The organism is Enterobacter cloacae complex sp. 382A5 (assembly GCF_050031095.1).
GTDB lineage: Bacteria > Pseudomonadota > Gammaproteobacteria > Enterobacterales > Enterobacteriaceae > Enterobacter > Enterobacter cloacae.
Genome location: NZ_JBLGVK010000001.1, coordinates 3,649,549 through 3,665,070, shown reverse-complemented (window position 1 = coordinate 3,665,070; position 15,522 = coordinate 3,649,549). Strand labels below are relative to the sequence as shown.

The following is a 15,522-nucleotide window of genomic DNA, read 5'->3' as shown; positions in this document are numbered from 1 at the left end:
GATTGATGAGGCGGATTGTAGGCAGGCAAAAGTAAACGGCATTTAAATAGAAAAATGGCAAAGCTGACGGCGTCTTAAGCTTATTTTAAGGTAAGGAATTCAGGTGGAAATATTGGACACTAGCAGAGTGAGAAAAATTCAATTTATAAATCAAATAATTTTAACCAACTGATTTTGTTCTGTTATTTGTGCGATTTTATTGCTTTTAACACTCATTGAATATGTAATAAATAAAATAATTTGTTACACCATTATGCCGCGCACGAAATAACCGTATCAGCACTTAAATGGAATCGACATCACGCCATGCAGGCTATTTTATTTAGCCTGCAAAGGGTTTTAGAGTAATAAAGGCAGCGTTGCACTCGCGGTTTGCTGGCTAACCTCACCGTAATGGCCATCAATCGCAATCAGGGAAGTTGTAAGTAACTCAACCAGTAACATTACGCCCACTTTAGCATTGAGCGCGCCTGCGCTGAGTGGTCCTTCCGGTTTTGCGGCGACCAGCTGCATATCGCTAAGCGAAGCCAGCGGGCTGCGGGGCGTATTGCTAAGGGATAACACCTTAACGCCGCGTTTGCGTGCAAGTTTTACGACGTGGAGCAAATCCCGCGTTGAACCGGAACTGGAAATGGCCACCACCAGCGTCCCTTCTGAAAGCGTTGCTGCATTCATGGCCGCACGATGCATATCGCTAAAAAGCTGTGCAGGTTTGCCGAGTCGCAACAGTTTGTAATGTAAATACTCACCGAGGATCGCACTGGCGGCCACCCCATATATTTGTACGGCTTGCGCCTGATGCAGCGCCTGAGCGGCCTTTTCCAGCAGTGCTCTGTCGAGCAGTCTGGCGGTATCCTGCAGCGCCTGAACAGACTCATCGACGACGTTATCAATTTCGTCCCCGGCCACGCGTGCGGGCTGACCCTGCTGAATATCCAGCGCCAGTGCCATCTTGAATTCGTTATAGCCTTTGCAGCCGAGCGTCCGGCAAAGACGCGTCACGCTGGCTTCACTGGTGTGGCTCTCCCGTGCCAGTTCGGTGATCGTCAGGTAGAGCACCCGGGCCGGATCGTTGAGAACAAACTCTCCCAGTTTTTTTTGCGTGGGGCTGTACCCGGAAGCCTCCTGGCGCAGCTTCAGCAGCAGGTTTTCATGGTCTGACATGCTAGATCCTTAATGCGTTTCTCTGCGTCCTAGTGTGGCGGAAAGCGGGGCAGGGATGCCAGTCATTTCGAAAAAGTATGATCGTCCTCCTGGTTTTTGATGGTGATTTTCACTATTAAATATAATTATGGTAAAAATTTTCATCGTTAACTAAGGGGATGAAAAAATGATGCAAATGTTCAGTGGTGCTTCGTCCGGCGGATGGTTTGAAAAAGCGCAGCGCTTTGGCAAATCCTTTATGTTGCCCATTGCCGTACTGCCTGCGGCGGGTCTGCTGCTGGGGATAGGCGGCGCGTTATCGAATCCCAATACGCTTACGGCATATCCGTTTTTAGATGTGGACTGGTTACAGGCTATTTTCACCATCATGAGCAGCGCCGGTTCGATTGTGTTCGCGAATCTGTCGGTGCTGTTTGCCGTTGGGGTTGCCGTCGGGCTGGCAAAAAATGATAAAGGTACGGCAGGGCTGGCGGCGTTACTCGCGTTTCTGGTCATGAATGCCACCATTAACGCACTGCTGATCCTCACCGGAAAACTGGCGCACGAGAATCCGGGGGCGGTCGGGCAAGGCATGACGCTGGGGATCCAGACGCTGGAGACCGGCGTATTTGGTGGGGTGGTCATTGGTCTTGTTACCTGCGCGCTGCATCATCGGTTTAATAAGATCGCGCTCCCACAATTTCTGGGATTCTTTGGCGGCTCACGCTTTGTGCCGATTATCAGCTCACTGGCTGCGATCCTGGTCGGAGCCTTAATGACCGTAGTCTGGCCACATTTCCAGAAGCTGATCTTTGGTCTGGGCGGGCTGGTGGAAGCGACCGGTTATCTGGGAACACTGCTGTACGGCTTCATTTTGCGCATGCTGGGCCCGTTCGGTTTACACCACATCTTCTATCTTCCGTTCTGGACCACCGCGCTTGGCGGCAGCGAGATTGTCAACGGGCAACTGGTTGAAGGTACGCAGCGGATCTTCTTCGCTCAGCTGGCCGATCCCACGACGCGCCAGTTTTATGAAGGGACGTCGCGCTTTATGTCCGGGCGCTTTATCACGATGATGTTTGGTTTGCTCGGGGCCTGCCTTGCGATGTATCACACGGCTAAACCGGAGAACAAAAAACGCGTCGCGGGGTTGTTGCTTTCAGCGGCATTAACCTCCTTCCTGACGGGGATCACCGAGCCCATCGAGTTCTCCTTCCTGTTTATCGCGCCGGTGCTGTACGTCATTCACGCATTTTTTGACGGGCTGGCGTTTATGCTCGCGCATATTTTACACATCACCATTGGGCAGACCTTCTCCGGCGGTTTTATCGACTTTGTGCTGTTCGGCATTTTGCAGGGGGAGGCCAAAACCCACTGGATGTTAGTGCCGCTGGTGGGCGTACCGTGGTTCTTCCTCTATTACTTCACGTTCCGCTATCTGATTAATCGCTTTGATTTTGCCACGCCGGGTCGGGAAAAGGAGGCGGTGGCCAATGACGTGACGTTCGCCCAGAACGAACGCGCAAGTGCGGTGATCGCCGGACTGGGCGGAAAAGACAATCTGGAAGAGGTGGACTGCTGCGCCACGCGTCTTCGCGTCACGGTTAAAGACGGCAGCAAAGTGAATGACGCGGCGCTGAAAGCCACCGGTGCGCGCGGCGTGATTGTGCGCGGAAATGGCGTTCAGGTCATTTATGGTCCGCATGTCACGATTATCAAAAACGAAGTGGAAGAGATCTTATCGTAATGAAAACTGTACTGGATACCCTGAAGGGAAAACTGGTCGTCTCCTGTCAGGCGCTTGAGAATGAACCGTTGCATAGCCCGTTTATTATGTCGCGAATGGCGCTGGCGGCGCGTCAGGGAGGGGCTGCGGCCATCCGTGCCAACAGCGTGGTGGATATTGAGGCGATTAAAGAGCAGGTTACGCTGCCGGTTATTGGCATCATCAAGCGGGAGTACCCCGACAGCGAGGTGTTTATCACCGCGACGATGAAAGAGGTGGATGAACTGATGACCGTCTCCCCGGCGATCATTGCGCTTGATGCGACCGACAGGGCGCGGCCTGGCGGGGAATCTCTGGCAACGCTGGTTACGCGCATTCGTACCCGTTATCCCTCGGTGCTGCTTATGGCTGATATAGCCACTGTTGATGAGGCCGTCACGGCGCAGGCGCTGGGGTTTGATTGTGTCGGGACCACGCTTTACGGCTACACCGCGCAGACCGCCGGACACGCCTTACCCGATGATGACTGTCAGTTTCTGAAAGCGGTACTGGCAGCCGTCACGGTACCGGTGGTGGCCGAAGGTAACGTGGACACCCCGGAACGCGCCGCCAGATGTCTGGCGTTGGGGGCGCATATGGTGGTGGTGGGCGGGGCAATCACCCGCCCGCAGCAGATTACGGAACGCTTTATGGCGGCAATTGACGCGCAAAGCACCGATCGAGCATGACCATCTCACGGGGATCTGCGATACTTATCGTTTATCCCCTTAACTGAGATGACTATGCAGTACCCGATTAACGAGATGTTCCAGACCCTGCAAGGCGAGGGTTACTTTACCGGCGTTCCCGCAATTTTTATTCGTTTACAGGGATGCCCGGTTGGCTGTGCCTGGTGTGATACCAAACATACGTGGGATAAACTCGCAGATCGGGAAGTGTCGCTGTTTAGCGTTCTGGCGAAAACCAAAGAGAGCGATAAGTGGGGTGCTGGCAGCGCGGAAGATCTGCTGGCCATTATTGGTCGTCAGGGCTGGACGGCGCGCCATGTGGTCATTACCGGGGGCGAACCCTGCATCCACGATCTGACGCCGCTGACCGAACTGCTCGAAAAGAACGGCTACAGTTGCCAGATTGAAACCAGCGGTACGCATGAAGTGCGCTGCTCCCACACCACCTGGGTGACGGTATCGCCTAAAGTAAACATGCGCGGCGGCTACGACGTACTGTCTCAGGCGCTGGAACGTGCTGATGAGATTAAACACCCGGTAGGGCGAGTACGTGATATCGAAGCGCTGGATGAACTGCTGGCGACGCTGACGGACGAAAAACAGCGCGTGATTGCGCTGCAGCCTATCAGCCAGAAAGAAGACGCCACGCGCCTGTGCATTGAAACCTGTATCGCGCGTAACTGGCGCCTGTCGATGCAGACGCACAAATACCTGAATATTGCCTAAAAAAAAGCCCGGTGGCGCTAGCGCTTACCGGGCCTACGTTTCCAGGCTTTTGTTGGCCGGGTAAGGCGAAGCCGACCCCCGGCAAGCATCACTCGCCGCGATACACGCAGCCTGCCGTACAGGTCTCTTTGATCATCACTGCGCTCAGCAGCGGTACCAGCGGTTTCATCTGATCCCAAATCCATTTTGCCAGCACTTCGCTGGTCGGGTTTTCAAGGCCCGGGATATCGTTCAGGTAATAGTGATCCAGACGATCGTAAGTCGGCTTAAATGCCGCCTTCAGCTCAGCAAAATCCATGATCCAACCGGTATGCGGATCAACTTCACCGGTGATCTCAAGACGCACCATAAACGAATGCCCGTGCAGACGGCCGCATTTATGTCCTTCAGGAACATGCGGAAGGTGGTGGGCGGCTTCGAAGGTGAAATCTTTAAACAGTGTGGTGGACATGATCGCTCTCAGTAATGCGGAAAAAACCGCCGCATAGTACCGGAAAGCACAATTTTTAGCATTAACTAAAACGGCCTTTACCTTCATCGCAGCAAAAAAGCCGTCGCTTTGTGATTTATATCCTTATTTCACAGTCGGTTAGTTTATCGCTTTTACCGTTAAGAACGATAACTAAAACAGGTTAGTCCATTTGGTTATTTATTATTTCCATCCCTTCTTTAATTGTTATTATCCTCGCCGTTAACCTTATCTTCAGTTTGGATTTATTCGCTTAAAGTCCGCTTGGCTACTGGAACATAACGACGCATGACAACACAGGCCCCACCTTCAAATTTGCTTCCCCTGAACCCGGAGCAACTGGCGCGCCTTCAGGCTGCCACCTCTGATTTTTCTCCCACCCAGCTTGCCTGGGTCTCTGGCTATTTCTGGGGAATGCTCAACCAGCAGCCTGGCGCTGTGGCTGCGGCTCCGGCAACGGCGGTAGAAATTCCTGCCATTACGCTTATCTCCGCTTCACAGACGGGCAATGCCCGCCGCGTGGCAGAAGCGCTGCGTGACGACCTGCTGGCCGCCAAACTGAACGTGAACCTGGTAAACGCCGGGGATTATAAATTCAAACAGATCGCGTCAGAAAAACTGCTGGTGGTTGTGGCCTCAACGCAGGGCGAGGGTGAACCCGCTGAAGAGGCGGTCGCGCTGCATAAATTCCTGTTCTCGAAAAAAGCGCCCAGACTCGATGGCACTGCGTTTGCCGTGTTCGGCCTGGGCGATACCTCTTATGAATTCTTCTGCCAGTCCGGCAAAGATTTTGACAGCAAGCTGGCGGAGCTGGGCGCAGAGCGCCTGCTGGACCGCGTTGATGCAGATGTGGAATACCAGGCTGCCGCTGCAGAGTGGCGTGCGCGCATTGTTGACGTGCTGAAAGCACGCGTACCGAAAGAGACACCAGCCCAGGCTGCGATCACCGCGACCGGCGTGGTCAACGACATTCACACCAGCCCGTACACCAAAGAGGCGCCGCTGTCGGCAAGCCTGTCGGTTAATCAAAAAATTACCGGTCGCGACTCTGAAAAAGATGTGCGCCATATCGAGATCGATCTGGGCGACTCGGGTCTGCGCTATCAGCCTGGCGATGCGCTGGGGGTCTGGTATCAAAACGATCCAGCGCTGGTCAAGGAGCTGGTCGAACTGCTGTGGCTGAAAGGCGACGAGCCTGTCACCGTCGAAGGCAAAACACAGCCGCTCTCTGAAGCGCTGCAGTGGCACTTCGAGCTGACGGTAAATACCGCCAATATCGTTGAGAACTATGCCACCTTAACGCGCAGCGAATCGCTGCTGCCGTTAGTCGGCGATAAGGCGAAGCTGCAGCATTACGCGGCGACCACACCGATTGTCGATATGGTGCGTTTCTCTCCGGCACAGCTGGATGCCAACGCGCTGATCGGCCTGCTGCGTCCGCTTACGCCGCGTCTGTACTCCATTGCCTCATCGCAGGCTGAAGTCGAGAGCGAAGTGCACATCACCGTGGGCGTGGTGCGGTACGACATCGAAGGCCGTGCCCGCGCGGGCGGTGCCTCCAGCTTCCTGGCCGATCGCGTGGAGGAAGAGGGCGAAGTGCGCGTCTTTATCGAGCACAACGACAACTTCCGTCTGCCGGCGAACCCGGAAACGCCGGTAATCATGATTGGCCCGGGTACCGGCATTGCGCCGTTCCGTGCCTTTATGCAGCAGCGTGCGGCGGACGAGGCACCGGGTAAAAACTGGCTGTTCTTCGGCAACCCGCACTTTACCGAAGATTTCCTCTATCAGGTTGAGTGGCAGCGCTACGTGAAAGAAGGGGTGCTGACCCGTATCGATCTGGCCTGGTCGCGCGATCAGAAAGAAAAAGTATACGTACAAGACAAACTGCGCGAACAGGGCGCAGAGCTGTGGCGCTGGATCAATGACGGTGCCCACATTTATGTCTGCGGTGACGCCAATCGCATGGCGAAAGACGTTGAGCAGGCACTGCTGGAAGTGATTGCCGAATTCGGCGGTATGGATGCCGAAGCGGCGGATGAATTTTTAAGTGAGCTGCGCGTTGAGCGCCGTTATCAGCGAGATGTCTACTAATGAGCGAAAAACATCCAGGGCCCCTGGTGGTCGAAGGTAAACTGTCAGACGCCGAGCGCATGAAGCTGGAAAGCAACTATCTGCGCGGCACCATTGCTGAAGATCTGAATGACGGTCTCACCGGCGGTTTCAAAGGCGACAACTTCCTGCTGATCCGTTTCCACGGCATGTATCAACAGGACGACCGCGACATTCGCGCCGAGCGTGCTGAACAGAAGCTGGAGCCGCGTCACGCGATGCTGTTGCGCTGCCGTCTGCCGGGCGGAGTAATCACCACGACACAGTGGCAGGCGATTGATAAATTTGCCGGTGAAAACACCATTTACGGCAGCATTCGTCTGACCAACCGTCAGACCTTCCAGTTCCACGGCATTCTGAAGAAGAACGTGAAGCCGGTACACCAGATGCTGCACTCCGTCGGACTGGACGCGCTGGCGACGGCCAACGACATGAACCGTAACGTGCTCTGCACCTCGAACCCGTATGAGTCCGAGCTGCACGCTGAAGCCTATGAGTGGGCGAAGAAGATCTCCGAGCACCTGCTGCCGCGTACCCGCGCTTATGCGGAGATCTGGCTCGATCAGGAAAAAGTTGCGACCACCGATGAAGAACCGATCCTCGGTCAGACCTATCTGCCGCGTAAGTTCAAAACCACGGTGGTGATCCCGCCGCAGAACGACATCGATCTGCACGCCAACGACATGAACTTTGTGGCAATTGCCGAAAACGGCAAGCTGGTGGGCTTTAACCTGCTGGTGGGCGGCGGTCTGTCCATTGAACACGGTAACAAGAAAACCTATGCCCGCACCGCGAGCGAGTTCGGCTTCCTGCCGCTGGAGCACACGCTGGCCGTGGCGGAAGCGGTGGTCACCACCCAGCGCGACTGGGGTAACCGTACCGACCGTAAAAACGCGAAAACCAAATACACCCTGGAGCGCGTGGGCGTTGAGACGTTCAAAGAGGAAGTGGAGCGTCGCGCGGGGATCAAATTTGAGCCGATCCGCCCTTACGAATTCACCGGTCGCGGCGATCGCATCGGCTGGGTAAAAGGCATCGACAATAAATGGCACCTGACGCTGTTTATCGAAAACGGCCGTATTCTGGATTACCCGGGCCGTCCGCTGAAAACCGGCCTGCTGGAAATCGCGAAGATCCACAAAGGTGAGTTCCGCATTACCGCCAACCAGAACCTGATTATTGCTGGTGTGCCGGAAAGTGAAAAGGCGAAAATTGAGGCGCTGGCGCGTGACCATGGGTTGATGAATGCGGTCAAACCGCAGCGCGAAAACTCGATGGCCTGCGTGTCGTTCCCGACCTGTCCGCTGGCGATGGCGGAAGCGGAACGTTTCCTGCCGTCATTTACGGACAAAGTGGAAGCGATTCTGGAAAAACACGGTATTCCGGACGAGCATATTGTTATGCGCGTTACCGGCTGTCCGAACGGCTGTGGCCGCGCGATGCTGGCCGAGCTTGGGCTGGTGGGGAAAGCGCCGGGTCGCTATAACCTGCACCTGGGCGGTAATCGTATCGGCACGCGTATTCCGCGTATGTTCCGCGAGAATATCACTGAGCCAGAAATTCTCGATTCCATCGACGAGCTTGTCGGGCGCTGGGCGAAAGAGCGCGAAGCGGGTGAAGGCTTCGGCGACTTTACGGTGCGTGCGGGCATTATTCGCCCGGTGCTCGATCCCGCAAGGGATTTCTGGGAGTAACCACGAGAGGTAATTATGTCCGTACTCGATCTAAACGCGCTTAACGCATTGCCAAAAGTCGAACGCATTCTGGCACTTGCAGAAACCAACGCCCAACTGGAAAAGCTGGACGCCGAAGGGCGCGTGGCGTGGGCGCTGGAAAACCTGCCGGGTGACTACGTGCTGTCGTCGAGCTTCGGCATTCAGGCGGCGGTCAGTTTGCATCTGGTGAATCAGATCCGCCCGGATATTCCGGTGATCCTCACCGATACCGGCTATCTGTTCCCGGAAACCTACCAGTTTATCGATGAGCTGACGGACAAGCTTAAGCTGAACCTGAAAGTGTACCGCGCGGAGCAGAGCGCGGCCTGGCAGGAGGCGCGCTACGGCAAACTCTGGGAGCAGGGCGTTGAGGGCATTGAGAAATACAATGAGATCAACAAGGTCGAGCCGATGAACCGTGCGCTGAAAGAGCTGAACGCTCAAACCTGGTTTGCCGGTCTTCGCCGCGAGCAGTCCGGCAGCCGGGCCACGCTGCCGGTGCTGGCGGTGCAGCGCGGCGTGTTTAAAGTGCTGCCGATCATCGACTGGGATAACCGTACGGTGTACCAGTATCTGCAAAAACACGGGCTGAAATACCATCCGCTGTGGGATCAGGGCTACCTGTCCGTGGGGGATACCCACACCACGCGCAAATGGGAACCGGGAATGGCGGAAGAAGAGACGCGATTCTTTGGGCTGAAGCGCGAGTGTGGGTTACACGAAGGGTAATTTCATTGACTCCCTCTCCCGGTGGGAGAGGGTTGGGGTGAGGGCATCAGGCCGCACAGCGTTCAAAAACCTCAGGCTTTCCCCGCTTTCGCCAGCTCCTTCACCAGCGGCAGCATTACTTTCACCACATCGCGGCTACGGTGCTCAATGCGCTGCGGCAGTGCGCTATCAATATGCTGCTGATTATCCAGCATCACGTTATGCCAGCTCGTCCCGTCCGGAAAGGCTTTCGTTTTAGCCCGCTGCTGATAGCCATCTTTCTTGCCTAACGCCCAGTTGGTGGCTTCGACGTACAGCACCGGGATGCCCGCTTTATCGAACACTTCACCGTCGTTACAGCAGCCCGTTCCGCGCGGATAAGCCGGATTGCCGCCAGGATTGGTCGTGGCATACACGCCATGGCTGCGCGCAATCGCCAGCGCCCGGTCACGGGTCAGTTTACGTACGGTACCCGGCGTACTCTGTCCGCTATTAAAATAGAGCTTATCGCCAACGATTAAATTATCGAGGTTAATCACCAGCAGCGTATTTTTCTTCTCCTCAGCGCTCATGCGCTTAAGGAAATTCTCCGCGCCGAGTTTGCCTTCCTCTTCGCCGCTGGTTGCCACAAAGCGAATACCGTATTTTGTCGGAATGTTTTTCATTCGCTCGGCCAGTTCAAGCATCACGCCCAGACCTGCCGCGTTATCGTCCAGCCCTTGCAGCGTCAGCCCGCCCAGATTGTTATCGGTATCGGTGTCGCTCATGGGCGCGTAAGTGTCCAGGTGCGCCATAATAATGATCTGCTCAGCCGCGCTACCTTCATGTGCCGCAATAACGGTACTGCCTGTCACGTTATGCCAGTTTTTTGTTTTATTTCGTGAGGTGTAGATATAGCGGCTGTGAAACGACCGGATATCGCTCTGGTAGCCCATATCGGCAAACTGCTGGCGAAGATAGTCAGCGGAAAGCATTTCCGCAGGGGAGCCGGTCATGCGTCCGGGAAAAACGGTGGCAATATGCCGCGCCTGCATATTGGCGATTTCACCATACGGTTGATTTTTTGCCTGAGCCGGAAGGATAAAGCAAACGCCGAGCGCCAGGGCAACGTATCGGTGGCGCATTGCGGAAAACATAGTGAGTCCTTAAAAACAGAGCAAAATTATAACCCGCTTAGTATGAAACTGTGATCGGCCATACACAATTTGAATTGCTCTTAAATGCCCGAAATTTCGCGTGTTAAGCACTTTTTGATATTTGCTTTTTCATCGCGTTATTCCATTGAGTAACTACTCATTCCAATTCGTAATTTCATTCGGTCTAAGCCGCCCCCTATAGTCCCTCTATTCCTCGTTGTTAGTGAGTTGTTGCTTGTGGACTATCTGCCCCTTTTTGCTGCGATTAAAGAAAAACCGGTACTGGTTGTGGGTACGGGTGAAATTGCCGATCGCAAAATCGCGTTTCTGCAGCGCGCGGGCGCGCAGGTGCGGGTTGTCGCAGAAGCGGAGTTCGACGAGTCACAAATCGACAGCGTGGTGCTGGTGATTGCAGCGACGGAGGATCGCGAACTTAACCGACGCGTTTCCGAGGCCGCTCAGGCGCGTTACCGCCTGGTGAACGTGGTCGACGACCAGCCTTTGTGCTCGTTTATCTTCCCGTCGATTGTCGACCGCTCGCCGCTGCTGGTGGCGATCTCCTCCGGCGGTACCGCACCGGTGCTGGCGCGCGTGCTGCGGGAAAAGATTGAAGCGCTGTTACCAACCAGTCTCGGACGTATGGCAGAGAAAGCGAGCTACTGGCGCAACCATCTGAAAACCCGCCTGACCAGCGTAACGGAACGCCGTCGCTTCTGGGAGCGGGTATTCCGTGGCCGCTTTGCCAGCCTTATGCACGCCGGTAATGAGACGGCAGCGCAAAAAATCCTCGAAGACGAGCTGGATAACCCCGGCAGCACGGGCGGCGAGATCATTCTGGTGGGGGCAGGTCCGGGGGATGCCGGGTTACTGACCTTACGCGGACTGCAGGTGCTGCAGGACGCGGACGTGGTGTTCTATGACCATCTGGTCACCGACGGTGTGCGCGAGCTAATTCGTCGCGATGCCGAGCAAATCTGCGTGGGTAAACGCGCAGGCGAGCACTCGGTACCGCAGCACGACACCAATCAGATGCTGATTGCCGCAGCGAAAGCAGGCAAAACCGTGGTGCGCCTGAAAGGGGGCGATCCGTTCATCTTTGGTCGCGGTGGCGAAGAACTGCAGGCGGCAGCCGAAGCGGGCGTGCCGTTCCAGGTGGTGCCGGGGATTACGGCGGCCTCCGCGGTAACGGCCTACGCAGGTATTCCGCTTACGCACCGCGATTACGCCCAGAGTGTGACCTTTGTGACTGGTCATTATAAGGCCGACAGTACGCCGTTTGACTGGTCGCATCTCGCCCAGAGCCGACAGACGCTGGCCATCTATATGGGCACCATGAAGGCGGCGGACATCAGTGAACAACTTATTCAGCACGGTCGCGAGGCGACAACGCCGGTGGCCGTGATTTCTCGCGGTACCCGCGTCGATCAGCGTGTGGTGACCGGTACGCTACAAGACCTTGCAGTCCTGGCGAAAGACGCCCCGATGCCCGCGCTTATTGTGGTGGGCGAAGTGGTACAGCTGCACAGCACGCTCGCCTGGTTTCAACATACAACAGACTCAGAGGGGTTTGGCTCCTCTGTGGTGAATCTGGCTTAAGGAACGGTTATGGACCAAAAACGACTTACTCACCTGCGACAGCTTGAAGCGGAAAGTATCCATATTATCCGCGAAGTGGCCGCCGAGTTCTCTAACCCGGTGATGATGTACTCCATCGGCAAAGATTCCAGCGTGATGCTGCATCTGGCGCGTAAAGCGTTTTATCCGGGTACGCTGCCGTTCCCGCTGCTGCACGTGGATACCGGCTGGAAATTCCGTGAGATGTATGAGTTCCGCGACCGTACCGCCAAAGCCTACGGCTGTGAGCTGCTGGTGCATAAAAACCCGGAAGGGGTGGCGATGGGCATTAACCCGTTTGTTCACGGCAGCGCCAAACACACCGACATCATGAAAACCGAAGGGCTGAAGCAGGCGCTGAACAAGTACGGTTTTGACGCCGCTTTCGGCGGTGCGCGCCGTGACGAGGAGAAATCCCGCGCCAAAGAGCGTATTTACTCCTTCCGCGACCGCTTCCACCGCTGGGATCCGAAAAACCAGCGTCCTGAGCTGTGGCACAACTACAACGGCCAGATCAACAAAGGCGAAAGCATTCGCGTCTTCCCGCTCTCCAACTGGACCGAGCTGGATATCTGGCAGTACATCTATCTGGAAAATATCGAGATCGTTCCGCTTTACCTGGCGGCTGAACGCCCGGTGCTGGAGCGCGACGGCATGCTGATGATGATCGACGACGATCGCATTGATTTACAGCCGGGCGAAGTGATCAAAAAACAGATGGTGCGTTTCCGTACTCTTGGTTGCTGGCCGCTGACCGGCGCGGTGGAGTCCAACGCGCAAACGCTGCCAGAGATTATCGAAGAGATGCTGGTATCGACCACCAGCGAGCGACAGGGGCGCGTCATTGACCGCGACCAGGCAGGCTCGATGGAGCTGAAGAAACGTCAGGGTTATTTCTAAGGAGCCGCCATGAACACCACGATTGCCCAACAAATTGCCAACGAAGGCGGCGTAGAAGCATACCTGCACGCGCAACAACACAAGAGCCTGCTGCGCTTTCTGACCTGCGGTAGCGTTGATGACGGTAAAAGCACGCTGATTGGTCGCCTGCTGCACGACACGCGTCAGATCTATGAAGACCAGCTCTCTTCCCTGCATAACGACAGCAAACGTCATGGTACTCAGGGCGAAAAGCTCGACCTGGCGCTTTTGGTGGACGGCCTGCAGGCGGAGCGCGAGCAGGGCATCACCATTGATGTTGCGTACCGCTATTTCTCCACCGAAAAACGCAAATTTATTATTGCCGACACGCCGGGGCATGAGCAGTACACCCGCAACATGGCCACCGGTGCATCAACCTGTGAGCTGGCGATCCTGCTGATCGACGCCCGTAAAGGCGTGCTGGATCAAACCCGTCGTCACAGCTTCATCTCCACGCTGCTGGGGATCAAACACCTGGTGGTGGCGGTGAACAAAATGGATCTGGTGAACTTCAGCGAAGAGACCTTCGAGGAGATCCGCCAGAGCTACCTGACCTTTGCTGAACAGTTGCCGGGTAACCTTGATATTCGCTTTGTGCCGCTCTCGGCGCTGGAAGGGGATAACGTCGCCTCCCAGAGCGCCAACATGCCGTGGTACAGCGGCCCGACGCTGCTGGAAGTGCTGGAGACGGTTGAAATTCAGCGCGTGGTGGATACCCAGCCAATGCGCTTCCCGGTGCAGTACGTGAACCGCCCGAACCTCGATTTTCGCGGCTTCTCCGGCACCCTCGCCTCGGGCACCGTCACGGTGGGGCAGCGCGTCAAAGTGCTGCCGTCGGGTGTGGAGTCGTCCATTGCCCGTATCGTCACCTTTGATGGCGATCTGCAGGAAGCGGGTGCCGGTGAAGCGGTGACGCTGGTGCTGAAAGATGAGATTGATATCAGCCGCGGCGATCTACTGGTGGATGCGCAGGAAACGCTGGCGGCGGTGCAGGGTGCTGCCGTGGATGTGGTATGGATGGCTGAACAGCCGCTGACCGCAGGCCAAAGCTACGACATCAAAATTGCCGGTAAGAAAACCCGCGCCCGCGTGGACGGTATCCAGTTCCAGGTGGACATCAACAATCTGACCCAGCGTGAAGTGAGCGAACTGCCGCTGAACGGTATTGGCCTGGTGGATCTCACCTTTGACGAGCCGCTGGTGCTGGACAAGTACCAGCAAAATCCGGTAACGGGTGGACTTATCTTTATCGATCGCCTGACCAACGTTACCGTTGGTGCAGGTATGGTCCGCGAGCCTAATCAACAGGCGGCAGCGGTGTCTGAATTCAGCGCCTTTGAGCTTGAGCTGAATGCGCTGGTGCGTAAGCACTTCCCGCACTGGGGCGCACGCGATCTGCTGGGAGGCAAGTAATGGCCGCCCATGATGAGAACGTCGTCTGGCATCCTCATCCGGTTACCGTCGCTCAGCGGGAGCAACTCCACGGCCACCGTGGGGTTGTGCTGTGGTTTACCGGGCTGTCCGGCTCCGGTAAATCGACGGTCGCGGGCGCGCTGGAAGAGGCGCTGCATCAGCAGAGGGTGAGCACCTACCTGCTGGATGGCGACAACGTGCGTCACGGCCTGTGCAGTGATTTAGGGTTTAGCGATGAAGACCGTAAGGAGAATATCCGTCGGGTTGGGGAAGTAGCCAGCCTGATGGCGGATGCCGGGCTGGTGGTGCTGACCGCGTTTATCTCGCCTCACCGCGCCGAGCGGCAGATGGTACGCGAGCGCGTCGGTCAGGATCGATTTATCGAGGTGTTTGTCGATACGCCGCTGGAAATCTGCGAAGCGCGCGATCCGAAAGGGCTGTATAAAAAAGCCCGCGCGGGTGAGCTGCGAAACTTCACCGGCATCGACTCGGTCTACGAAGCGCCCGAATCCCCTGAGATTCACCTGGAAGGTCAACAATTGGTAACAAATTTAGTAAGCCAATTATTAGACCTGCTCAGACGGGACGATATTATCAGATCCTGAGACGGTATCGTTCGGGAGCTGTCTTCCCGAACGATGAGTCACGGTCACAGGATTAGCTATGCGCAACAGTGAAAACTACATGATTACCACCGGGTCGGATCCGATAGCGACCGACGACGAGACGACCTGGTCCTTTCCCGGGGCCTTCGTCGGCTTCGTCTCGTGGTTGCTGGCGCTGGGCATCCCGTTTCTCATCTACGGCGGTAACACGCTGTTCTTCTTTCTCTACACCTGGCCCTTCTTCCTGGCGCTGATGCCCGTGGCGGTTGTCGTCGGCATCGCCCTGCATTCACTGCTTAACGGCAAACTGCTGTACAGCACCGTTGTCACGATTGTGACGGTGGTCCTGATGTTTGGTCTGTTATTTTTGTGGCTCATGGGCTAACTTCAGCCATAATTCAAACCGTAACCAACTGTGTGACGATATTGAGCAGGGCGATTCTGCGGAAAAAATGTGGTACATTTGCCCGCGATGTTGCGGCATCTCTGTTACTCCGGCATAGAGC

14 protein-coding genes are annotated in these 15,522 nt (G+C 55.9%); 11 read left to right on the top strand and 3 right to left on the bottom strand.

Going from position 1 to position 15,522, the window contains the following annotated elements; genetic code table 11:
- Window positions 1–339: 339 nt before the first annotated feature.
- Window positions 340–1,164: a MurR/RpiR family transcriptional regulator gene (locus ACQG2G_RS17255; protein ID WP_029883910.1), complete on the bottom strand. Its 825-nt coding sequence runs from the start codon at window positions 1,162–1,164 to the stop codon at window positions 340–342.
- A 166-nt stretch (window positions 1,165–1,330) separates the two neighbouring features.
- Between ACQG2G_RS17255 and ACQG2G_RS17250 the strand changes: the two genes are divergently transcribed.
- The 3 genes from ACQG2G_RS17250 to queE are packed head-to-tail and all read left to right on the top strand — an operon-like array spanning window position 1,331 to window position 4,323.
- The gene (locus tag ACQG2G_RS17250) at window positions 1,331–2,890 is read left to right on the top strand and encodes a maltose/glucose-specific PTS transporter subunit IIC (protein WP_248078653.1); all 1,560 of its coding nucleotides are present in this window, start codon (window positions 1,331–1,333) and stop codon (window positions 2,888–2,890) included.
- Entirely contained in the window at window positions 2,890–3,597 is a 708-nt protein-coding gene (locus tag ACQG2G_RS17245; RefSeq protein WP_023620545.1) for an N-acetylmannosamine-6-phosphate 2-epimerase, read from the top strand. Before ACQG2G_RS17250 ends, ACQG2G_RS17245 begins: the two co-directional genes overlap by 1 nt.
- A 54-nt stretch (window positions 3,598–3,651) precedes the next feature.
- Entirely contained in the window at window positions 3,652–4,323 is a 672-nt protein-coding gene (gene queE / locus ACQG2G_RS17240; protein WP_013098510.1) for a 7-carboxy-7-deazaguanine synthase QueE, read from the top strand.
- A gap of 88 nt (window positions 4,324–4,411) precedes the next feature.
- Here queE and queD read toward each other — a convergent pair whose 3' ends face one another.
- Window positions 4,412–4,774: a 6-carboxytetrahydropterin synthase QueD gene (gene queD / locus ACQG2G_RS17235; RefSeq protein WP_010434567.1), complete on the bottom strand. Its 363-nt coding sequence runs from the start codon at window positions 4,772–4,774 to the stop codon at window positions 4,412–4,414.
- A 306-nt stretch (window positions 4,775–5,080) separates the two neighbouring features.
- Between queD and cysJ the strand changes: the two genes are divergently transcribed.
- From cysJ to cysH, 3 genes are read left to right on the top strand one after another with little or no spacing between them, the layout of a single operon-like run.
- The gene (gene cysJ, locus ACQG2G_RS17230; protein WP_061771965.1) at window positions 5,081–6,886 is read left to right on the top strand and encodes an NADPH-dependent assimilatory sulfite reductase flavoprotein subunit; all 1,806 of its coding nucleotides are present in this window, start codon (window positions 5,081–5,083) and stop codon (window positions 6,884–6,886) included.
- Window positions 6,886–8,598, top strand: coding sequence for an assimilatory sulfite reductase (NADPH) hemoprotein subunit (gene cysI / locus ACQG2G_RS17225; protein ID WP_020689304.1), 1,713 nt, complete (start codon window positions 6,886–6,888; stop codon window positions 8,596–8,598). The genes cysJ and cysI overlap by 1 nt, the downstream gene beginning before the upstream one ends.
- A 15-nt stretch (window positions 8,599–8,613) precedes the next feature.
- Window positions 8,614–9,348 carry a phosphoadenosine phosphosulfate reductase gene (gene cysH, locus ACQG2G_RS17220; RefSeq protein ID WP_020689303.1) on the top strand — a complete coding sequence of 245 codons (735 nt, stop codon included), beginning with the start codon at window positions 8,614–8,616 and terminating at the stop codon, window positions 9,346–9,348.
- 71 nt (window positions 9,349–9,419) lie between these two features.
- Here cysH and ACQG2G_RS17215 read toward each other — a convergent pair whose 3' ends face one another.
- On the bottom strand, window positions 9,420–10,463 hold the full coding sequence (locus tag ACQG2G_RS17215; RefSeq protein WP_061771966.1) for an aminopeptidase: 1,044 nt from the start codon (window positions 10,461–10,463) through the stop codon (window positions 9,420–9,422).
- Window positions 10,464–10,709: 246 nt separating this feature from the next.
- Between ACQG2G_RS17215 and cysG the strand changes: the two genes are divergently transcribed.
- From cysG to ACQG2G_RS17190, 5 genes are read left to right on the top strand one after another with little or no spacing between them, the layout of a single operon-like run.
- Entirely contained in the window at window positions 10,710–12,059 is a 1,350-nt protein-coding gene (gene cysG / locus ACQG2G_RS17210) for a siroheme synthase CysG (protein ID WP_165768984.1), read from the top strand.
- A 9-nt stretch (window positions 12,060–12,068) separates the two neighbouring features.
- A complete protein-coding gene (gene cysD / locus ACQG2G_RS17205) occupies window positions 12,069–12,977 on the top strand; it encodes a sulfate adenylyltransferase subunit CysD (protein WP_008499613.1) in 909 nt (302 codons plus the stop codon).
- 9 nt (window positions 12,978–12,986) lie between these two features.
- Window positions 12,987–14,411 carry a sulfate adenylyltransferase subunit CysN gene (cysN, locus tag ACQG2G_RS17200; protein ID WP_020689300.1) on the top strand — a complete coding sequence of 475 codons (1,425 nt, stop codon included), beginning with the start codon at window positions 12,987–12,989 and terminating at the stop codon, window positions 14,409–14,411.
- Complete coding sequence (gene cysC, locus ACQG2G_RS17195) at window positions 14,411–15,016, top strand: adenylyl-sulfate kinase (protein ID WP_061771967.1); 606 nt, start codon at window positions 14,411–14,413, stop codon at window positions 15,014–15,016. The genes cysN and cysC overlap by 1 nt, the downstream gene beginning before the upstream one ends.
- A 58-nt stretch (window positions 15,017–15,074) precedes the next feature.
- On the top strand, window positions 15,075–15,401 hold the full coding sequence (locus ACQG2G_RS17190; RefSeq protein ID WP_013098502.1) for a DUF3561 family protein: 327 nt from the start codon (window positions 15,075–15,077) through the stop codon (window positions 15,399–15,401).
- The last annotated feature ends 121 nt before the right edge of the window (window positions 15,402–15,522 follow it).